General features: G+C 61.3%; 17 protein-coding genes and 2 tRNA genes. 12 read left to right on the top strand and 7 right to left on the bottom strand.

Translation table 11 applies throughout. The features are described 5' to 3' along the window. Position 1 precedes the first annotated feature (1 nt). The 11 genes from secG (at position 2) to APH42_RS17230 (ending at position 10,194) form a co-directional block, all read left to right on the top strand. Positions 2 to 400, top strand: coding sequence for a preprotein translocase subunit SecG (secG, locus tag APH42_RS17280; protein ID WP_012274246.1), 399 nt, complete (start codon positions 2 to 4; stop codon positions 398 to 400). Positions 401 to 421: 21 nt separating this feature from the next. Further along, a tRNA-Leu gene (locus APH42_RS17275) sits at positions 422 to 507 on the top strand. A 100-nt stretch (positions 508 to 607) separates the two neighbouring features. Beyond that, positions 608 to 684: transfer RNA gene (locus APH42_RS17270), tRNA-Met, on the top strand. A 130-nt stretch (positions 685 to 814) separates the two neighbouring features. Further along, the gene (rimP, locus tag APH42_RS17265) at positions 815 to 1,273 is read left to right on the top strand and encodes a ribosome maturation factor RimP (protein ID WP_012274245.1); all 459 of its coding nucleotides are present in this window, start codon (positions 815 to 817) and stop codon (positions 1,271 to 1,273) included. A 59-nt stretch (positions 1,274 to 1,332) separates the two neighbouring features. Beyond that, complete coding sequence (nusA, locus tag APH42_RS17260; RefSeq protein WP_009685349.1) at positions 1,333 to 2,814, top strand: transcription termination factor NusA; 1,482 nt, start codon at positions 1,333 to 1,335, stop codon at positions 2,812 to 2,814. 27 nt (positions 2,815 to 2,841) lie between these two features. After that, entirely contained in the window at positions 2,842 to 5,370 is a 2,529-nt protein-coding gene (gene infB / locus APH42_RS17255; RefSeq protein WP_012274244.1) for a translation initiation factor IF-2, read from the top strand. A gap of 116 nt (positions 5,371 to 5,486) precedes the next feature. Next, positions 5,487 to 5,885: a 30S ribosome-binding factor RbfA gene (rbfA, locus tag APH42_RS17250; RefSeq protein WP_012274243.1), complete on the top strand. Its 399-nt coding sequence runs from the start codon at positions 5,487 to 5,489 to the stop codon at positions 5,883 to 5,885. Between the two features lie 3 nt (positions 5,886 to 5,888). Beyond that, on the top strand, positions 5,889 to 6,806 hold the full coding sequence (truB, locus tag APH42_RS17245) for a tRNA pseudouridine(55) synthase TruB (protein WP_012274242.1): 918 nt from the start codon (positions 5,889 to 5,891) through the stop codon (positions 6,804 to 6,806). 147 nt (positions 6,807 to 6,953) lie between these two features. Next, positions 6,954 to 7,223, top strand: a complete 270-nt coding sequence (gene rpsO, locus APH42_RS17240) for a 30S ribosomal protein S15 (protein ID WP_012274241.1) — start codon at positions 6,954 to 6,956, stop codon at positions 7,221 to 7,223. 250 nt (positions 7,224 to 7,473) lie between these two features. After that, the gene (gene pnp / locus APH42_RS17235; protein ID WP_012274239.1) at positions 7,474 to 9,579 is read left to right on the top strand and encodes a polyribonucleotide nucleotidyltransferase; all 2,106 of its coding nucleotides are present in this window, start codon (positions 7,474 to 7,476) and stop codon (positions 9,577 to 9,579) included. A 264-nt stretch (positions 9,580 to 9,843) separates the two neighbouring features. Further along, on the top strand, positions 9,844 to 10,194 hold the full coding sequence (locus APH42_RS17230) for a BON domain-containing protein (protein ID WP_012274238.1): 351 nt from the start codon (positions 9,844 to 9,846) through the stop codon (positions 10,192 to 10,194). A 77-nt stretch (positions 10,195 to 10,271) separates the two neighbouring features. Here APH42_RS17230 and APH42_RS17225 read toward each other — a convergent pair whose 3' ends face one another. After that, positions 10,272 to 10,574 carry a putative quinol monooxygenase gene (locus APH42_RS17225; RefSeq protein ID WP_060493849.1) on the bottom strand — a complete coding sequence of 101 codons (303 nt, stop codon included), beginning with the start codon at positions 10,572 to 10,574 and terminating at the stop codon, positions 10,272 to 10,274. A 60-nt stretch (positions 10,575 to 10,634) separates the two neighbouring features. On the opposite strand from APH42_RS17225, the gene APH42_RS17220 reads away from it, so the two are divergent. Further along, complete coding sequence (locus APH42_RS17220; protein ID WP_012274236.1) at positions 10,635 to 11,054, top strand: VOC family protein; 420 nt, start codon at positions 10,635 to 10,637, stop codon at positions 11,052 to 11,054. A gap of 111 nt (positions 11,055 to 11,165) precedes the next feature. Here APH42_RS17220 and APH42_RS17215 read toward each other — a convergent pair whose 3' ends face one another. The 6 genes from APH42_RS17215 to panB form a co-directional block, all read right to left on the bottom strand. Continuing rightward, positions 11,166 to 14,102, bottom strand: a complete 2,937-nt coding sequence (locus APH42_RS17215) for a DUF748 domain-containing protein (RefSeq protein ID WP_060493848.1) — start codon at positions 14,100 to 14,102, stop codon at positions 11,166 to 11,168. A 78-nt stretch (positions 14,103 to 14,180) separates the two neighbouring features. After that, positions 14,181 to 15,050 carry an oxygenase MpaB family protein gene (locus tag APH42_RS17210; RefSeq protein ID WP_012274234.1) on the bottom strand — a complete coding sequence of 290 codons (870 nt, stop codon included), beginning with the start codon at positions 15,048 to 15,050 and terminating at the stop codon, positions 14,181 to 14,183. A gap of 42 nt (positions 15,051 to 15,092) precedes the next feature. Continuing rightward, positions 15,093 to 17,027, bottom strand: coding sequence for an acetate--CoA ligase (acs, locus tag APH42_RS17205; RefSeq protein WP_060493847.1), 1,935 nt, complete (start codon positions 17,025 to 17,027; stop codon positions 15,093 to 15,095). 135 nt (positions 17,028 to 17,162) lie between these two features. Continuing rightward, positions 17,163 to 18,827, bottom strand: coding sequence for a glucose-6-phosphate isomerase (pgi, locus tag APH42_RS17200; protein WP_012274232.1), 1,665 nt, complete (start codon positions 18,825 to 18,827; stop codon positions 17,163 to 17,165). Positions 18,828 to 19,004: 177 nt separating this feature from the next. Continuing rightward, a complete protein-coding gene (panC, locus tag APH42_RS17195; RefSeq protein ID WP_060493846.1) occupies positions 19,005 to 19,868 on the bottom strand; it encodes a pantoate--beta-alanine ligase in 864 nt (287 codons plus the stop codon). Further along, the gene (gene panB, locus APH42_RS17190) at positions 19,865 to 20,665 is read right to left on the bottom strand and encodes a 3-methyl-2-oxobutanoate hydroxymethyltransferase (RefSeq protein WP_012274230.1); all 801 of its coding nucleotides are present in this window, start codon (positions 20,663 to 20,665) and stop codon (positions 19,865 to 19,867) included. The genes panC and panB overlap by 4 nt, the downstream gene beginning before the upstream one ends. Between the last annotated feature and the right edge of the window lie 189 nt (positions 20,666 to 20,854).

Below are 20,854 nucleotides of genomic sequence, written 5' to 3'. Positions count from 1 at the left end.
AATGCTGGAAACAGTCATCGTTGTTTTTCATCTGTTGGCAGCGCTGTCGCTTGTAGTGCTGGTTCTGTTGCAACAGGGTAAAGGTGCTGAAGCAGGTGCATCTTTCGGCGCGGGTGCCTCAAACACCGTGTTCGGGAGCCAAGGCTCTGCAACGTTCCTAAGTAAATTAACTGCTATACTCGCTGCCACTTTCTTTTTGACAGCACTTGGGTTAGGATACTTCGCGAAGCAACAAGCTCACCAGCTTAGCCAAGCAGGTCTTCCAGATCCAGCAGTGCTAGAAGTGAAAGAGCCGCAAAAACCGGCAGTTAATGATGATGTACCGGTGCTCCAACAGCAGAAGAGCGAAACCACCAATAACACGGGTGATGTACCTCCTCCGGCAGAAGAGCAGAAGTAACGGGTTTCAAGTAGTAGTATTGCCGAGGTGGTGGAATTGGTAGACACGCAACCTTGAGGTGGTTGTGCCCATAGGGTGTAGGGGTTCGAGTCCCCTTCTCGGTACCAATTAAAGCTTGAGAGCCCGCTTTAGCGGGCTTTCTTGTAGGTGAATGTTTGGATTTGACCCTCAGTAGGGTTCGGTCTTATACTTTTGCCCCAGCTTTGTCGCGGGGTGGAGCAGCTTGGTAGCTCGTCGGGCTCATAACCCGAAGGTCGTTGGTTCAAATCCAGTCCCCGCAACCAGCTTCAGCGGAGCCCCTTTTCAGGGGCTTTTTGCTAACCGAACAGTTTTCGGCGTCGTTGTCCAACGGCGCTTTCAGGGATGGGCGCTTCGCCCATTTTTTATTTGCACAGCATGCACGAGGGGGTTCAGGTGTCGAGCAAGCTAGAACAGTTGCAGGCCTTGTTGGCCCCGGTTGTCGAGGGTCTGGGCTATCAGTGCTGGGGGATCGAATACGTTTCCCAGGGTAAGCATTCGGTACTGCGCATCTACATCGACAAGGAAGGCGGCATTCTGGTGGAGGACTGCGAAGCGGTCAGTCGTCAGGCCAGCGCAATCCTCGATGTGGAAGATCCAATCAGCAGTGAGTACACCCTCGAGGTGTCTTCTCCAGGCATGGATCGCCCACTGTTCACTCTGGAACAGTTTGCCTCGCATGCCGGCGAACAAGTGAAGATCAAGCTGCGCTCACCCTTCGAGGGTCGTCGTAACTTCCAGGGCCTTCTCCGTGGTGTGGAGGAGCAGGATGTGGTGGTCCAGGTGGACAACCAAGAGTTCCTGTTACCGATCGACTCGATCGACAAGGCCAATATTATTCCCAGTTTTGACTGAGACGTGCCGGGCCCGGCGGACTATCCGGGCCCAATGGCTTGCGCAAGGCGAGGCGTACGATGAGCAAAGAAGTACTGCTGGTTGTTGAATCGGTATCCAACGAAAAAGGTGTACCGCCCGGCGTCATTTTCGAAGCGCTGGAAGTGGCCCTGGCCACTGCAACCAAAAAACGTTTTGAAGACGAAGTCGACCTGCGTGTGGAAATCAATCGCCACACCGGTAGCTACGAGACTTTCCGTCGTTGGACCGTGGTCGACGAAGCCGATCTTGATGATCCGGCAATCGAGACCTGGCTGGACAAGATCAAGGACACCCACCCTGAAGCCAAGGTCGGTGACGTGATCGAGGAGAAGATCGAGTCCATCGAGTTCGGTCGTATCGCCGCCCAGACCGCCAAGCAGGTCATCGTGCAGAAGGTCCGTGAGGCCGAGCGCGCCCAGGTGGTCGATGCCTACCGCGAACGCGTGGGCGAGATCATCTCCGGTACCGTTAAAAAGGTTACCCGCGACAACGTCATCGTTGACCTGGGCAACAATGCCGAGGCCTTGCTGGCTCGCGAAGACATCATTCCGCGCGAAACCTTCCGTGTTGGCGTGCGCCTGCGTGCGCTGCTCAAGGAAATTCGCACTGAAAACCGTGGCCCACAGCTGATTCTGTCGCGCACCGCGCCGCAGATGCTGATCGAGCTTTTCCGCATTGAAGTGCCGGAAATCGCCGAGGGCCTCATCGAAGTCATGGCTGCTTCCCGTGATCCGGGTTCGCGAGCCAAGATCGCCGTCCGCTCCAAGGACAAGCGTATCGACCCGCAAGGTGCCTGCATCGGCATGCGTGGTTCGCGCGTCCAGGCCGTATCCGGGGAGCTGGGTGGTGAGCGTGTGGATATCGTCCTGTGGGACGATAACCCGGCGCAGTTCGTCATCAACGCCATGTCGCCGGCCGAAGTCGCGGCGATCATCGTTGATGAAGATGCCCATGCCATGGACATCGCCGTCGCCGAGGACAACCTGGCCCAGGCCATTGGCCGTGGCGGTCAGAACGTTCGCCTGGCCAGTCAGTTGACCGGCTGGACCCTGAACGTGATGACCGAGAAGGACATCCAGGCCAAGCAACAGGCCGAAACCGGTGACATCCTGCGCAATTTCATCGATGAACTGGAAGTCGACGAGGAGCTGGCCCAAGTGCTGGTCGACGAAGGCTTCACCAGCCTCGAAGAAATTGCCTACGTACCGTTGGAAGAAATGCTCAACATCGATGGCTTTGACGAAGATATCGTCAATGAGCTCCGCGCTCGAGCCAAGGACCGTTTGTTGACCAAGGCCATCGCTACCGAAGAAAAACTGGCAGACGCCCACCCGGCCGAAGACCTGCTCTCCCTCGAGGGCATGGACAAGGACCTGGCGGCTGAACTGGCGGTGCGCGGCGTGGTTAACCGCGAAGACCTGGCCGAGCAGTCGATCGACGATCTGCTCGACATCGACGGCATCGACGAAGAGCGTGCCGGCAAGTTGATCATGGCCGCCCGAGCCCACTGGTTCGAGTAATTAGGCGCGGCCTGAGGAGAGAAGTGCATGACGCAAGTCACGGTGAAAGAACTGGCCCAAGAGGTCGAGGCACCGGTAGAGCGCCTGCTGCAGCAGATGCGTGAGGCAGGTCTGCCGCACACCGACGCCGGTCAGGTAGTGACCGACAATGAGAAGCAGACCCTGCTGACTCATTTGAAAAGCAGCCACAAGAGCAAGGCGGAAGAGCCGCGCAAGATTACCTTGCAGCGCAAAACCACCAGCACCCTGCGTGTCGCCGGTAGCAAGAGCATCAGCGTAGAAGTACGCAAGAAGAAAGTTTTCGTGCAGCGCAGCCCGGAAGAAATCCAGGCTGAGCAGAAGCGTGAGCTGGATGAGCGCCGCGCGGCTGAAAATGCCGCTCGCGACAAGGTCGAGGCCGAAGTTCGCCAGCGCAACGAAGAGCAAGCCCGTCGTCAGGCGGCCGACTCCGCTGTAGCCGCCCCTGCGCCTGCCGCCAAGCCAGAGCCGGCTCCTGCCGCTGCCCCGGCCCCGGTAGTCGCCGACGCTCCGGCCTCCGAAGACGCTGCAGCCCGTGCTGCCGAGCGCAAGAAGGACGAGACCCGTCGCAACGAAAGCCGTACTCGCGATGACGACCGTCGTCGTGGCGAGGCGCCTCGTGTGTCGATCAAGGTCAAGGTCAAGGAGAAGGAAAAGGCGCCGACTCCGCGTGCTGCTCCGCGCACTACCGACGAAGAGAGCGATGGCGCTCGTCGTGGTCGTGGCGGCAAGGGCAAGCTGAAAAAGCGTAATCAGCACGGCTTCCAGAACCCGACTGGCCCCGTCATCCGTGACGTGACCATCGGCGAGACCATCACGGTCTCCGAGCTGGCCAACCAGATGTCCGTCAAGGGCGCTGAAGTGGTCAAGTTCATGTTCAAGATGGGTACTCCGGTCACCATCAACCAGGTGCTCGACCAGGAAACCGCTCAGCTGATCGCAGAAGAGCTGGGCCACAAGGTCACCCTGGTCAGCGACACCGCGCTGGAAGACTCCCTGGCCGAATCGCTGAAATTCGAAGGCCAGACCGAGTCGCGTGCACCGGTGGTTACTGTCATGGGTCACGTTGACCATGGTAAGACCTCGCTGCTCGACTACATCCGTCGTGCCAAGGTTGCCGCTGGCGAAGCCGGTGGTATCACCCAGCACATCGGTGCCTACCACGTGGAAACCGACCGCGGTATGGTCACCTTCCTCGACACCCCGGGCCACGCAGCTTTCACCCAGATGCGTGCACGCGGTGCCAAGGCGACCGACATCGTCATCCTGGTGGTGGCAGCGGACGACGGCGTGATGCCTCAAACCCGCGAAGCCGTTCAGCATGCCAAGGCAGCTGGCGTTCCGCTGGTGGTTGCGGTGAACAAGATCGACAAGCCAGGTGCTGACCTCGATCGCATCCGCAACGAACTGTCCGTCGAAGGCGTAACCTCCGAGGACTGGGGTGGTGACACTCCGTTCGTCAAGGTTTCGGCGAAGATGGGTACCGGCGTCGACGAACTGCTCGAAGCTGTCCTGCTGCAGGCCGAGATTCTCGAACTGACTGCAACCCCGACCGCTCCAGGTCGTGGCGTGGTCGTCGAATCGCGCCTGGACAAGGGCCGTGGCCCAGTGGCGACCATCCTGGTTCAGGACGGTACCCTGCGTCAGGGCGACATGGTTCTGTGCGGTTCCAACTATGGCCGCGTGCGTGCCATGCTCGACGAGAACGGCAAGCCTGTGAAGGAAGCCGGCCCGTCGATCCCGGTCGAAATCCTCGGCCTGGACGGTACCCCGGAAGCCGGTGACGAGCTGTCCGTGGTTGCCGACGAGAAGAAAGCCCGTGAAGTTGCCCTGTTCCGTCAAGGCAAGTACCGCGAGGTCAAGCTGGCCCGTGCTCACGCCGGCAAGCTGGAAAACATCTTCGAGACCATGGGTCAGGAAGAGAAGAAAACCCTCAACATCGTTCTCAAGACCGATGTGCGTGGTTCTCTGGAAGCACTGCAGGGCTCGCTTGGCGGCCTGGGCAACGACGAAGTGCAGGTGCGTGTGATTGGTGGTGGCGTCGGTGGTATCACCGAAAGCGACGCCAACCTGGCACTGGCTTCGAACGCAGTACTGTTCGGCTTCAACGTGCGTGCCGATGCCGGTGCGCGCAAGATCGTCGAGCAAGAAGGTCTGGATATGCGTTACTACAACGTGATCTACGACATCATCGAAGACGTCAAGAAGGCCCTGACCGGCATGCTCGGCAGCGATGTTCGCGAGAACATCCTGGGTGTCGCCGAAGTGCGTGACGTGTTCCGTTCGCCGAAGTTCGGCGCCATCGCTGGCTGTATGGTCATCGAGGGTACCGTTTACCGCAACCGTCCGATCCGCGTACTGCGCGACGACGTTGTGATCTTCGAAGGCGAGCTGGAATCGCTGCGTCGCTTCAAGGACGACGCCTCCGAAGTGCGTTCGGGCATGGAGTGCGGTATTGGCGTCAAGAGCTACAACGACGTCAAGGTCGGCGACAAGATCGAAGTCTTCGAGAAAGTCCAGGTGGCTCGTACCCTTTAAGGGCGAGCGAGCCGCAAGCGCCCGCTACAGGGCGGCTTGCGGTACCTCTTCAGGTAGCGCCCGGTCAGGCATTCGTCTGTCCGGGCGTTTGCCGCTTTAAGTTACAGGTAGCAAGAATGGCCAAAGAATATAGCCGTACCCAACGTATTGGCGATCAGATGCAGCGCGAGCTGGCCGAACTGATCCGTCGCGAAGTCAAGGACCCACGCGTCGGTCTGGTGACCATCACCGCCGTGGACGTCAGCCGTGACCTGGGCCATGCCAAGGTGTTCATCACCGTCATGGGCGAGGAAACCCCGGACGCCGTGCAGCAGTCGCTCAAGGCATTGAACAGCGCTGCCAGCTTCCTGCGTCTGCACCTGGGGCGTTCGATGCAACTGCGCAGCGTGCCGCAGCTGCACTTCCACTTCGATGAAAGTGTCAGCCGTGGTGTGCACCTGTCGGCGCTGATCGAGCGTGCAGTGGCCGAAGACCGCCTGCACAAGGATGCCGACGAGTCGGGCACCAAGGAGTAAGTGGTGGCCCAGGTCAAACGTATCCGCCGCAATGTCAGCGGCATCATCCTGCTCGACAAGCCGCTGGGCTTCACGTCCAACGCCGCCCTGCAAAAGGTGCGCTGGCTGCTCAATGCGGAAAAGGCCGGCCACACCGGTAGCCTCGATCCGTTGGCAACCGGCGTGCTGCCGCTGTGCTTCGGCGAGGCGACCAAGTTTTCGCAGTACTTGCTCGATTCCGACAAGGGCTACGAAACCGTCATGCAGATGGGGCAGACTACCAACACCGGCGATGCCGAGGGCGAGGTACTGCAGACCCGCGACGTGACCGTTGGTCGCGCCGATATCGAGGCGCTGCTGCCACGTTTTCGTGGCCCCATCAGCCAGATACCGCCCATGTACTCGGCGCTCAAGCGTGATGGCCAGCCGCTGTACAAACTGGCGCGTGCAGGAGAGGTAGTGGAGCGCGAGGCGCGTTCTGTTACTATTAACCGCTTGGAGTTGCTCGAGTGCGAAGGCACCCGTGCACGGTTGAGCGTAGGATGCAGCAAAGGCACCTATATCCGCACCCTGGTGGAGGATATCGGTGAAGCCCTAGGCTGCGGCGCTTATGTCGCCGAGCTGCGCAGGACCCAGGCCGGGCCCTTCGCGCTGGCACAGACGGTTACCCTCGAGGAACTCGAACAGGCCCATGCCGACGGTGGCAACGAAGCGCTCGACCGCTTCCTGATGCCATCTGACAGCGGGCTGCAGGACTGGCCGATGGTCAGCCTGTCGGAACACAGTGCGTTCTACTGGCTGCATGGGCAGGCGGTACGCGCGCCGGACGCGCCACAATTTGGCATGGTCCGGGTACAGGATCATAATGCGCGCTTCATCGGTATCGGTGAAGTGAGCGAAGACGGGCGCATTGCGCCGCGTCGGCTGATTCGGTCGGAATGACCGAAACCGCGGGGCCAGGCTGTTGCCGGGTCTCACGGAATCAAGGGTGGCTGTCAGTAGGCACGGTCACACCTTTTTTATTAATACAGGGATTTGTCCCTGGCCTATTGGACCCCGCATGCGGGATCCGTTATCAGGAGAAGCCAAATGGCCCTCAGCGTTGAAGAAAAAGCTCAAATCGTTACCGACTTCCAGCAAGCCGCTGGCGACACTGGTAGCCCAGAAGTTCAGGTTGCTCTGCTGACCGCGAACATCAACAAGCTGCAAGGCCACTTCAAGGCCAACGGTAAAGACCACCACTCGCGTCGTGGCCTGATCCGTATGGTAAACCAGCGTCGTAAGCTGCTGGACTACCTGAAGGGCAAAGACACCACTCGTTACAGCGCCCTGATCGGTCGCCTGGGCCTGCGTCGCTAATAGCGGCCTGGTCAGTGGTGTGCATGGCGTGTCTCATGCATTGGCAACGCTGCCTGGCAGCGTTGTCTATGAGCATGTCATGCGTATCTCCGAGGTTGGCAGCCTGGTGAAGTTGAGCGGTTTTCCGCTCTTCAGCCAGGCTCCCAACCTCGTGTTGTATCTGGACGGTCAATGGGGCCGATTCCCCGTTCTGCCCAAGAATTCGCAAGAAACCAGTTCCCCCAAGAGCCACTGAAAAAGGTAGGAAACCGTGAACCCGGTAATCAAGACTTTCCAGTTCGGTCAATCGACCGTTACTCTCGAAACGGGCCGTATCGCCCGTCAGGCAACCGGCGCCGTGCTGGTTACCGTCGACAACGACGTCACCGTGCTGGTGACTGTGGTAGGCGCCAAACAGGCTGATCCAGGCAAGGGCTTCTTCCCGCTGTCGGTTCACTACCAGGAAAAGACCTACGCCGCCGGCAAGATCCCGGGTGGCTTCTTCAAGCGTGAAGGCCGTCCTTCCGAGAAAGAGACGCTGACCTCGCGCCTGATCGACCGTCCGATCCGTCCGCTGTTCCCGGAAGGCTTCATGAACGAAGTGCAGGTTGTCTGCACCGTGGTTTCCACCAGCAAGAAGACCGACCCGGACATCGCTGCGATGATCGGTACCTCGGCTGCCCTGGCCATTTCCGGCATCCCGTTCGAAGGCCCGATCGGCGCCGCTCGCGTTGCTTTCCACGAAAGCACCGGCTACCTGCTGAACCCGACCTACGAGCAACTGGCTGCCTCGAGCCTGGACATGGTCGTTGCCGGTACCGCCGACGCCGTACTGATGGTTGAATCGGAAGCTCAAGAGCTGACCGAAGACCAGATGCTGGGCGCTGTACTGTTCGCCCACGACGAATTCCAGGCTGTGATCCAGGCTGTCAAAGAGCTGGCCGCCGAAGCTGCCAAGCCGACCTGGGACTGGAAACCTGCAGTTGCCAACACCGAGCTGTTCAACGCTATCCGCGCCGAGTTCGGCGAAGCGGTTTCGCAGGGCTACACCATCACCGTCAAGGCCGACCGCTATGCGCGTCTGGGCGAGCTGCGCGATCAGGCGATCGCCAAGTTCTCCGGTGAAGAAGGCCAGCCTTCGGCTTCCGAAGTGAAAGAAATCTTCGGCGAAATCGAATACCGCACCGTTCGCGAAAACATCGTAAACGGCAAGCCACGTATCGACGGTCGCGACACCAAGACCGTTCGCCCGCTGAACATCGAAGTCGGCGTGCTGCCGAAGACTCACGGTTCGGCGCTGTTCACCCGTGGCGAAACCCAGGCCCTGGTCGTTGCGACCCTGGGTACTGCCCGTGACGCCCAGCTGCTGGACACCCTCGAAGGCGAGAAGAAAGACCCCTTCATGCTGCACTACAACTTCCCGCCGTTCTCGGTAGGTGAGTGTGGCCGTATGGGCGGTGCTGGCCGTCGCGAAATCGGCCACGGCCGTCTGGCTCGTCGTTCGGTTCAGGCCATGCTGCCTGCCGCTGACGTGTTCCCGTACACCATTCGCGTGGTTTCGGAAATCACCGAATCCAACGGCTCCAGCTCCATGGCTTCGGTCTGTGGTGCTTCCCTGGCGCTGATGGACGCTGGTGTGCCGATGAAGGCACCGGTTGCCGGTATCGCCATGGGCCTGGTCAAGGAAGGCGAGAAGTTCGCGGTCCTGACCGACATCCTGGGTGACGAAGACCACCTGGGCGACATGGACTTCAAGGTAGCCGGTACCGCCAAGGGCGTGACCGCGCTGCAGATGGACATCAAGATCAACGGCATCACTGAAGAGATCATGGAAATCGCCCTGGGCCAAGCCCTGGAAGCGCGCCTGAACATCCTCGGTCAGATGAACCAGATCATTGGCCAGTCGCGTACCGAACTGTCGGCCAACGCCCCGACCATGATCGCGATGAAGATCGATACCGACAAGATTCGTGACGTTATCGGCAAAGGCGGCGCCACCATTCGCGCCATCTGCGAAGAGACCAAGGCCTCGATCGACATCGAAGACGACGGCTCGATCAAGATCTTCGGCGAAACCAAGGAAGCGGCAGAGGCTGCCAAGCAGCGCATCCTGGGCATCACCGCAGAGGCCGAGATCGGCAAGATCTACGTCGGCAAGGTTGAGCGCATCGTCGACTTCGGCGCCTTCGTCAACATCCTGCCTGGCAAGGACGGCCTGGTGCACATCTCCATGCTGAGCGATGCTCGCGTCGAGAAAGTCACCGACATCCTCAAAGAAGGCCAGGAAGTCGAAGTGCTGGTACTGGACGTGGACAACCGCGGCCGTATCAAGCTGTCGATCAAGGACGTAGCCGCGGCCAAGGCCTCGGGCGTTTAAGCGACGGTTGCACGCAACACGGAAAGGGCCCTTCGGGGCCCTTTTTTCATGCGCGACGGGAACCTTTAGCGGACTTGCATCTTGCATGCAGGTTTCCCACGCTGATTGCAAAATGCACGAACGCTCAAGTGATGGCGTTTAGCTAAGTCATTGATTTATAAAGGTTCAAGCGAAGCGGTAAAGCTGGCACAGCACATGCAACTACCCTCATACCTGACGCCAGGACATACGGCGCAGACCTTTCGAAAAACAGGAGTGACCCACATGAAGAAGTTCGCCATTGCTGCCGCTACTGCCACCGCTCTGACCCTGACCATGGCTAACGCGGCATTCGCCCAGCAATCTACCCAGGCGCCGATGACTCTGGCGGCTGGTGAGGTGACCAAAGCCAAGGAAGCTACCTCCGACACCTGGATCACCACCAAGGTGAAGGCTGACCTGATGACCGAGAAAGGTGTGCCTGGCAGCGACATCAAAGTCGAAACCAACAAGGGTGTCGTGTCGCTGTCGTCCGATGTGGCGGTGACCGATGCACAGAAAGAGATGGCTGTTGCCATCGCCAAGAAGATCAAAGGTGTGCAGGCCGTTTCGGCTGATGGCCTGAAATCCGAGTAAGGAATGTCCCGTCGGCCAAACGGATTTGGCCACTTATGCACAAAGCCCCGGCCTGAGCCGGGGCTTTTTCATCTCAGCTAGTACATCGGGTTGCGCGTGATCACATCGCTTTCGAAGCATTCCTGTTTGGCGATCAGGGGCTCGACCAATGGGCGGCTATCGCGGAAATGTGCGGTCTGGGTGTGCGCGTCATACGCCGCATCATCGCGATAGATTTCGTAGAGGTAGATCACGTCTGGGTCGAACCGGTCCTGCGACACATCGAACACCAGGCAGCCTGGTTCGCTGGCGACGGAAGCTGCGGCATTGACTTTGATCGCGGTCAGGAAAGCTTCGGCGCAGCCGGGCTTCACTCGGGTCTTGATGAACAAGCTATACACAAAGCGCTCCTTTTGTTTTAAATTCTGTTTTGAATTGTATACAAAAATGGAGCCCCGCCAATGTCCGAATTGCCTGCACGCCCTGGCCGCCTGAATGGCCTGCGCCACATCGCTTTGCTGGTACCCAACCTTGAAGAGTGTGAGCGTTTCTACGTCGATGTGCTGGGCATGGAAGTGCTGAACCGCGCCAACGAGGACCTGGTGTACCTCACCTGCGGTAACGACAACCTGTCGCTGGGGCGGGGGGCCGGGGCGGCCAATGGGTTGCAGACCCTGGATCACTACGGGTTCATCGTGGACAGCGTGGAGGAGTTGGAGGCCTGGTACCAGTACTTCAAGGCCCATGGCGTGACCTTGTTGGACCGGCCTTTCAACCATGGTGATGGGGCGCGCAGCTTCCACCTGCTGGACCCGGCGGGGAACAAGGTGCAGCCGCTGTATCACCCGGCGGTGTCGGGGCAGCGGTTAGTGAGTGCCTGAATTGATATCACCTGATCGGGCCCCTTCGCGGGTAAACCCGCTCCCACAAGGACTGTGCAGTACCTGTGGGAGCGGGTTTACCCCCGAAGAGGCCGGGCCTGCCTTAAGCGATTATTCGGCATCCAGATGCATCGGCGTCACCACCCGGCCATCGCTTTCAGGCTGCCCCAGGCTGGTATCGATGAAGTACACCCGGTCATCTTCCAGCTTGCCCTTGTCCACCAGGTAATCCTTGATACTGCTGGCCCGCTCCTGGCCCAGGGTACGCAGCAGTGCGGTGCTCTCGGCCCAGGACTTGATCACAGCCTCGCGCAGCTTGGCGGTGCGCTCGTCGCGGCCCAGTTGCTCCCATTCGGCAGGCGGCTGCTGTTTAAGGCGAGTGCGATAGATGCCCTCAAGCATTGCCGGCTTGTCGCTGTCGTCGACCACCAGCATCGAGGCATTGGCCGGTACTTTGTCGCCACGGCGCTGCAGGATCTTGTACCAGGTGGCCTGGTACTCACGCTCCAGGCGTTGCTGGGCGATCAGCGGGCCATCGCTGGCCTGGGCGCTGGTGCCTTCGATTTCCAGACGCAGTTCCGGGCGCTCCTTAAGTGCTGATGCCAGTTTGTCCAGGGACGACTGGGCATCGCCGCTGAGTTCGCTGGAACCCGGGGCGAACGCTACGTTGCCGAGGTCTTCCGCGCCCCCGCCGCTAATCAGCCCACCAATGAACTTGAACGGGGCCTGTGCCGCACGCAGCACCAGGTTACGCAGGGTTTGCCAAACAATCGGCATCACGCTGAACTGCGGGTTGTTGAGGTCGCCGGTGACCGGCAGTTCGATCGAGATCTTGCCCTCGGTATCCTTAAGCAGTGCCACTGCCAGGCGGATCGGCAGGTCGACCGCGTCCGGGCTGTCGACTTTTTCACCCAGTTGCAGCTGCTCCACCACGACCTTGTTCTCGGCCTTGAGCTGGCCGTTGGTGATCAGGTAGTGCAGGTCGAGGTTGAGCCGGCCTTTGCGGATGCGGAAGCCGGCAAATTTACCGGAGTAGGGCGTCAACGTGGTCAGCTCGACGCGCTTGAAGCTGGTGGCGATGTCCAGGCTGGCCAACGGGTTGAACGGGTTGAGAGCGCCCTTGATGGTAACCGGTGCGTAGCGGTCGACCTTGCCCTTGACGTCCACCTTGGCCGGCAGCGGCTTGCGGTTGTCGATGGTGCCGATCTGGCCATTGAGCTGCTGGATGGCTGTGGCGAAGTTGGGGGTGAGCGACAGGTCGGCGAAGTTGGCCGAGCCGTCCTTGATGTCGATCTGGCCGATGTGAATGCCCAGTGGCTTGCCGCTGCTGGCCGAGGCCGGCTTTGACGTGTTGCTCGCCGGGGCGCCGGCCGGTTGTGGGATCAGCAGGTCATTGACGTTGGTGGTGCGGTCTTCGTTGATGATGAAACGCGCATAGGGCTGCAGCAGGGTTACCTTGTCGATCGACAGGGCATCGCCGTGCACGTAGGACAAGCCGTCGACGTTCACCTGCTGCCATTTGACGAAGTCACGGCTTTTGATGGTGTCGAGGGTGTGCAACTGGCTGACTTGCGCTTTGCCGGTGACATTGAACGCCAGCGGCGCGGTGTTCTTCAGGTCTACCTTGAGGTCGCTGGAAAGCATGCCGCTGCGCAGCTCCAGCAGGATGAACGGGCTGATGTAGGCTTGGGCCACGCGCAGGTCGATGTCACGGGTGCTCACATCCAGCTTGGCCCAAATCGGCGCCAGGTTGACCTGGCCAGCCGCTTGCAGCTTGCCTTGCTTGCCCACGCCGGTGTCGAGCTTGAGGGTGAAGGGCGACTGGTTGAGGCTGTCGAAACCTTGCAGGTCGGCGTTGAGCGGGCCAATGTCCAAGGCTACCGGTTCTTTCTGGCTGCGGTCCGCCAGGTGCACCAGGTAGTTGCGCAGTTGCACATCCTTGAGCAGCACTTGCCAGGGCTTGCTGGGCGCCTTGGCGGCTTTCTCTTCAGGCGTAGGCTCGGCGGCGGCAGGTTCGGCCTTTTCCTTCGGCGTGGCCTTGGCCGGTTGGCCGGCGAACAGTTTCTGCCAGTCGAGTTGGCCGTCCTTTTCCAGTGCGGCCCAGGTTTCCAGTTTCTCGCTGCGGATCTTGCCCACGGTGACCAGTTGCTTGACCAGATCGACAGAGGTTTCGCTCACCTCCAGGCTGGCCAGGCGTGCCAACGGGCGGCCATCCGGCGCCTTGATGGCGAACGGCGCGATGCGCACGGAGGCGTTGTCCAGTTGCAACTCGGTCTGCTGGGCGAGGTTGAGCTTGTAGTGGGTGTCGAGGCTGATCACGCCGTCTTCCAGCACCAGCGGCACGGCGTCACGGACATAGGGCCAGAACGCCTTCATCTTGCCTTCGGTGACCTTCAGCGTGCCTTCGGAGGCGATCGGCGCCAGGCTGAGGGTGCCTTTCCAGTCGATACGCCCGCCGTTGGGGCCGAGGGCCACAAGGGACATGTCGGCATTGTCGTTGGGCAGGGTGCTGAGGTTTTTCAGCTCCAGGTTCATGTTGTCGTAGAGGAATTCGATCGGCTCGCTAGGGCGCTGGTCCTCGAAGTGCAGGTAGCCGTCGACCAGCTTGATGCTGCCAATACGCAACGGGAACGGGTCGCTGGGCGGCTCGTCAGGTTTGGCCTCACTGGCGGGCAGCTTGAACAACCCGGTCAGGTTGAGGGCCCCGTCCTTGGCGAACAGGACTTCGTTGCGTGGTTTGTCGAGTTCGATCGCTTCCAGGTGCAGGGCTTTGGTCCACAGGCTGTCGAGCGAGAGGTTGGCGTACAACCGCTCGAACGCGACTTGCTCTTTGCCCGGCTCGCCGATCTGCAGGCCCCACAGCGTCAGCTCGAGGCTGAAGGGGTTGAGTTCGATCCGCTCGAGGTGGGCCGGCACGGTCGCGTACTGGGCCAACTGCTGGTTGGCGATGCGCAGCGCGACACCGGGGAGAATAAGGAAGCCGAGCAGACTATAGAGGGCTACCAGGGCCACGATTGCGCCAGCGGCGCGAGTCAATCCTTTGTACATGTGTCGCTTCGTCTGTCTAAGCAGGAGTGCTTGGAGTATGGCACGTTAAATCAGTTCCGCAGGGGCGACCATTTGACCTCACTCAATGCCCATGCGCCGTTTGGCCCGGTGCGCCGAGCCGTCGCGCATTGCCCAGCGCAGTACTGGCGCTGTGCGCCTGAGGCCCAGGCGAATCAGGCGCTGCTGCAAAGGCCCATGTTGCAGGCCGAGCATGGCCTGTGCCCAGCCCGGTAGCAGGTCGATACCGGCGTGCAGCATCAGCTTGCCCACCGGCTGTGCCAGGCGGCTGGGGGCAGGGGCATCGAGCAGGATTCGTATCACTTCATGGCTGCGCGCATCGCAGTGCAGCTGGGGGTGCATGCGTTGCAGATAGTCTTCCACCTGTTGGCACGAACGCGGCACGTCACGGGCGCCAAGGCGCTCGGCGATCAGGGCGATTTCGTTGTAATAGGCATCCTGCTCGGTGCGCGGCAGCTGCGGGTTGCGGTAACGCAGATGAGCGGCGAGGAAACTGCTGACCTCCGCCACATGCACCCAGGTCAGCAGGTCCGGGTCGCTGGCCGCATAGGGGCGGCCGTCCGGCGCGGTGCCGGTAACTTGCAGGTGAATGGTGCGCACTTTGTCGATCAGCCATTCGGCGTCGCCCGTGGCGCCGAACGTGGTGCCGGAAATGAACTGGCTGGTGCGGCGCAGGCGGCCGAGCAGGTCTTCGCGGAAATTGGAGTGGTCCCACACGCCGGCCAGGGCCAACGGATGCAACAGCTGCAGCATCAGGGCGCTGATGCCGCCGACCAGCATGCTCGGGAAGTCGCCATGCACCCGCCAGCTGATGCTGTGCGGGCCGAACAGGCCAGGGTCGCCCTTGGGCGATTCCAGGTCGAGCTGGCCGAGGGCCAGCCCGGTGAGGCTCATGACCTGGGTTTCGATACGGCGACGAAGGGCTTCCATGGCGACCTGCGGTGCGGGGCGGCCATGAACAGCGGCCGCCGGTTACGGGTTAAGGCGTTTGTCGATCAGGCCCTGTACCACGCTGGGGTCGGCAAGGGTCGAGGTATCGCCCAGGTTGTCCAGCTCGTTGCAGGCGATTTTGCGCAGTATACGCCGCATGATCTTGCCTGAGCGCGTCTTGGGTAGCGCCGGCGCCCACTGAATCAGCTCGGGTTTGGCGAAACTGCCGATTTCCTTGCTTACCAGTGCCAGCAGCTCGGCCTTTAGCGTGTCGTCTGGCGTCACGCCATTCATGGTCGTGACGAAGGCGTAGACGCCCTGGCCCTTGAGGTCGTGGGGGTAACCGACCACGGCTGCCTCGGCGACGCTGTCATGCAGCACCAGTGCGCTTTCTACTTCGGCGGTGCCTATGCGGTGCCCGGACACGTTGATCACATCGTCGATGCGCCCGGTGATCCAGTAGTCGCCATCGGCGTCGCGGCGGGCACCGTCGCCGGTGAAGTAGTAGCCGGGCATGGGTTTGAAGTAGGTGTCGACCATGCGCTGATGGTCGCCATAGACGCTACGGATCTGCCCGGGCCAGCTGGCCTTGATGACCAGAAGGCCAGCGCCGGGGCCTTCGATCAGTTTGCCTTTTTCGTCCAGTAGCGCCGGTTGCACGCCAAACATGGGCTGTGTGGCGCAACCGGGTTTGAGTGCCTGCGAGCCGGGCAGCGGGGTGAGCATGATGCCGCCGGTTTCGGTCTGCCACCAGGTATCGACAATGGGGCAGCGCTTCTGCCCGACCGCCTCGAAATACCACTCCCAGGCTTCAGGGTTGATTGGCTCGCCGACGCTGCCCAACAAGCGCAGGCTCTTGCGCGAGGTGCCCTGCAGCGGCGCGGAGCCCTCGCGCATCAATGCGCGCAGGGCGGTCGGGGCGGTGTAGAAAATGTTTACCTGGTGCTTGTCCACCACCTGCCAGAAGCGTGAAGTGTCCGGGTAGTTGGGTACGCCTTCGAACATCAGCGAGATGGCGCCATTGGCCAGCGGGCCATAGACGATGTAGCTGTGGCCGGTAACCCAGCCGACATCGGCGGTGCACCAGAAAACCTCGCCGTCACGGTAGTCGAACACTACCTTGAAGGTCATTGTCGCTTGCAGCAGGTAGCCGCCGGTGGTGTGCAGCACGCCTTTTGGTTTGCCGGTGCTGCCGGAGGTATAGAGGATGAACAGCGGGTCTTCGGCCGCCATCGGCTCGGGGGGGCAGTCGTCGCCGGCCTTTTCCGTTACTTCGTGGTACCAGAGGTCGCGGCCTTCGGCCCAGGCGACATCGCCGCCGGTGCGGCGCACCACCAACACGCTGCTGACCGCTGGGCAGCTGGCCAGGGCCTTGTCGACGTTCTGTTTCAGCGGGACACGCTTGCCGCCACGCACGCCCTCATCGGCGGTGATCACGGTGCGGCAGTCGGCGTCGAGGATGCGGTCGCGCAGGGCGTCGGGGGAAAAACCGCCGAACACTACCGAATGTATGGCCCCGATGCGGGTGCAGGCGAGCATGGCGAAGGCGGCTTCGGGGATCATCGGCATGTAGATGCACACCCGGTCGCCTTTCTTGACCCCGCGCGCCTTCATTGCATTGGCCAGGCGGCAGACCTGGCGGTGCAGCTCGCGGTAAGTGATGGCCTTGGAGTCTTTTGGGTCGTCACCTTCCCACAGCAAGGCCGTCTGCTCGCCGCGCTGGGCTAGATGGCGGTCGATGCAGTTATAGCTGACGTTGAGCTGTGCACCGTCGAACCAGCGGGCCTTGCCGGTATTCAGGTCGCATTGCTGCACGCTCGACCAGGGCTTGATCCAGTCCAGGCGTTTGGCCTGCTCGCCCCAGAAGGTGTCAGGATCGTCGACCGACTGGCGGTACAGGCGATGGTATTCGTCGGGGGTGAGGGTGGCGGATTGGCTGACGGCCAGGGCCTGGGGATAGTTGCGGATATCGAACATGGCGGGTGGTCCTGCTCTTGTAAGGGGCGATGGACTGCAACGGCTATTCGATAGGACAGTGTAGCTGGGAGAGGTGTTCAACCTTGCAGGCCTCTTCGCGGGATTGCCCGCGAAGAGGTGCGTAGAGGCTTTAGATCACCCGCGGTGGCGGCCGCGGAAGTAGTTGATCAGCCCTTGGGTGGAGCCATCTTCGGCGCTTTCTTCCAGGCTGCCGACCAAGCGCTGGTAAACGCCCTTGCCCAGCTCCTTGCCCAGCTCAACGCCCCACTGGTCGAAGGCATTGATACCCCAGATCACGCTCTGCACGAACACCTTGTGCTCGTACATCGCCACCAGAGCGCCCAGGCGGCGAGGGCTGATACGTTCGACCACCAGGGTGTTGCTCGGGCGATTACCCGGGATCACCTTGTGCGGTGCGAGCTTCTCGATATCCGCTTCGTTCAGGCCTTTGCCGCGCAGCTCGGCTTCAGCCTCCTCACGGGTTTTACCCAGCATCAGCGCCTGGCTTTGCGACAGGCAGTTGGCATACAGCCACTGGTGATGGTCGGCCACCGGGTTGAAGCTCACGACCGGCACGATGAAGTCGGCCGGAATCAGCTGGGTTCCCTGGTGCAGCAACTGGTGGTAGGCGTGCTGGCCGTTACAGCCCACGCCACCCCAGATAACCGGGCCGGTGTCGGTCTTCACCGGGGTGCCGTCCTGCAGCACGCTCTTGCCGTTGGACTCCATGTCCAACTGCTGCAAGTGCTTGGTGATGTTGCGCAGGTAGTGGTCGTACGGCAGGATCGCGTGGCTGTTCGCGCCCCAGAAGTTGCCGTACCACACACCTAGCAAGGCCAGTAGCACCGGCATGTTCTTGTCGAAGGGGGCGGTCTGGAAGTGCTGGTCCATGGTGTAGGCACCGGACAGCAGTTCCTTGAAGTTGGCCGTGCCGATGGCCAGGGCGATCGGCAGGCCGATGGCCGACCACAGCGAGTAGCGCCCGCCTACCCAGTCCCACATCGGGAAGATGTTCTCTTCGCGGATACCGAACGCCACCGCAGCGGCCTTGTTGCTGGAAACCGCGATGAAGTGGCGGTACAGCTCGGCTTCCGAGCCGCCCTGGGCCAGGTACCAGGTACGCGCGGCCATGGCGTTTTTCAGGGTCTCGAGGGTGTTGAACGACTTTGACGAGACGATGAACAGGGTGGTTTCGGCGCGCAGGTTGGCCGAGAGCTCGTGGAATTCACTGCCGTCGATATTGGCCAGGTAATGGCAGCGCACGCCGCGCTGGGCGTAGGGCAGCAGCGCTTCGGAGACCAGCTCGGGGCCGAGGAACGAGCCGCCGATACCGATATTGACCACGTCGGTGATCGGTTTTTCGCTGTAGCCGCGCCACAGGCCGTCGTGGATGCGCCCGACCAGTTCGGTGATCTGGTTGAGTACCTTGTGCACTTCCGGCATGACGTTCACGCCGTTGACACTGAGCTTGTCGCCTACGGGCCGTCGCAGGGCGGTGTGCAGCACCGGACGGCCTTCGGAGGCATTGATGATTTCGCCGGCGAACATCGATTTGATGGCGTCCTGCAGGCCCACTTCGTTGGCCAGGTTCACCAGCAGGTCGCGGCTTTGTTCGGTGATCAGGTTTTTCGAGTAGTCGAGGAACAGGCCGCAGCAGCTCAGGGAGAACTGGTCGAAGCGTTGGGCATCGGCGGCGAAGGCTTCGCGCATGCTGAAGCCTTGCATGGCGTCGCGGTGTTGCTGAAGCGCCTGCCAGGCGGGCAGGGCCGTCACATCGTGGGGTGTACGGTAATACGCCATTGCGCGGGGTTCCCTTGGTGCGTGGTGAGGCCTTGGACACGGCAGTTATTGCCGGGTTCAGGCTGGCATCATTATAGGCAAAGGCCACTTGCAGGGAATGGGTATGGCGGGGGAATTTGGCGGGCGCCCGTGGGAGCGGGCTTGCCCGCGAATGGGCTGCAAAGCAGCCCAATGCCGTTACGCAGTCTTTTCTTCCAGATGCAGGTACAGGTTGTCGATCAACCGCGTGTTACCCAGGTACGCCGCCGCGATCACCACCAGGTCTCGATCGTCGATCAGTGCCGGGCGCAGGCTCACGGCATGGCGCACTTCCAGGTAATCCGGCCGGAAACCCGCAGCGTTCAGTTGCGCCTGGCCTTCTGCGACCAGCGCGGCAAAGTCGCGCTGGCCACGGCCGATGCCCGCTGCAATGTGCTGCAACGTGCGGTAAAGCGCTGGCGCGGCAGTACGCTGCTCAGGCGTGAGGTAGCCATTGCGCGACGACAGCGCCAGGCCATCGTCGGCACGCACGGTGGGTTCGCCGATGATCTGGATCGGCATGTTCAGGTCGCGCACCATGGCGCGGATCACCGCCAGCTGCTGGAAGTCCTTCTCGCCGAACACGGCAAGGTCTGGCTGAACCATGTTGAACAGTTTGCTGACTACCGTGGCCACGCCTTCGAAATGCCCTGGTCGGCTGGCGCCGCACAGGCCTTCGGAAAGTTGGGGCACGCTGACGCGGGTTTGCACGCTCATGCCGTCGGGGTACATCTCTTCCACGGCGGGCGCGAACAGCAGGTTGCAGCCGGCCTGCAGCAGGCGCTCCTGGTCGGCGGCCAAAGTGCGCGGGTACTTGTCGAGGTCTTCGTTGGCGCCGAACTGCAGCGGGTTGACGAAGATGCTGGCGACCACAAAATCGGCGCGCTGCGCGGCCTTGGTCACCAGCGCCGCGTGGCCGCTGTGCAGGTTGCCCATGGTCGGCACGAAGCCGATACGTTTGCCTTCACCGCGGGCGCGGGCTACTGCCGCGCGCAATTCGCGGACGGTCTTGACTGTATTCATGCACTGAACCCGTGTTCGCTGCCTGGGAAGCTGACTTGCTTGACGGCCTCGACATAAGCGACGAGGGCGCTGTGGATATCTGGCTGGCCTTGCATGAAGTTTTTCACGAACTTCGGTACCCGGCCACTCAGCGACAAGCCGAGCATGTCGTGCAGCACCAGTACCTGGCCATCGGTGGCGCTGCCCGCGCCAATACCGATTACGGGAATACCCACGGCGTTGGTGATTTCCGCCGCCAGTTCGCTGGGTACGCATTCGAGCAGCAGCATGGCCGCACCGGCCTGCTCCAGGGCAATCGCGTCGGCGCGCATCTGCCGGGCCTGGGCTTCCTGGCGGCCTTGCACTTTGTAGCCGCCCAGCACATTGACGGTTTGCGGGGTCAGGCCCATGTGTGCGCACACCGGCACGCCACGCTCGGCCAGCAGGCGGATGGTTTCGGCAAGCCAGGCTGCGCCTTCGATCTTGATCATGTGGGCGCCGGCTTGCATCAGCGTGGCGCTGTTGGCAAAAGCCTGCTCCGGGGTAGCGTGCGCCATGAAAGGCAGGTCGGCGAGGATCAGCGCACCGTCGTTGCCGCGTTTGACGCAGGCGGTGTGGTAGGCCATGTCTGCCGTGGTTACCGGCAAGGTGCTGTCGTGGCCCTGCAGGACCATCCCCAGTGAGTCGCCCACCAGCAACACTTCAACGCCGGCCTGGCTGGCGGCCTTGGCGAAGGTCGCGTCGTAGCAAGTCAGCATGGTGATTTTTTCACCCTTGGCCTTGAGGCCATTGAGGGTGGTAAGGGTTACTTCAGGCATGTAGGAAATTCCTCGTTCAGGCGCTGTAAAAAACGACTGCATTCAACGCGTGTAGTCATCTTCCGGAGCGGCACATCATCGCGTGTGATGTTCGGGTACAGGTCCGTCCGGGCCTAAATACGGGTATGCGGCACTTTGGTGCCACACGGGACGCCTATAGTCGTGAGCGAGGTAAGGGAAGTCAATCAC

This window comes from Pseudomonas sp. NBRC 111140 (genome assembly GCF_001320885.1).
Taxonomy (GTDB): Bacteria; Pseudomonadota; Gammaproteobacteria; order Pseudomonadales; family Pseudomonadaceae; genus Aquipseudomonas; species Aquipseudomonas putida_P.
Note: the sequence above shows the minus strand (reverse complement) of the source record. Positions and strands in the feature narration are given on the sequence as shown.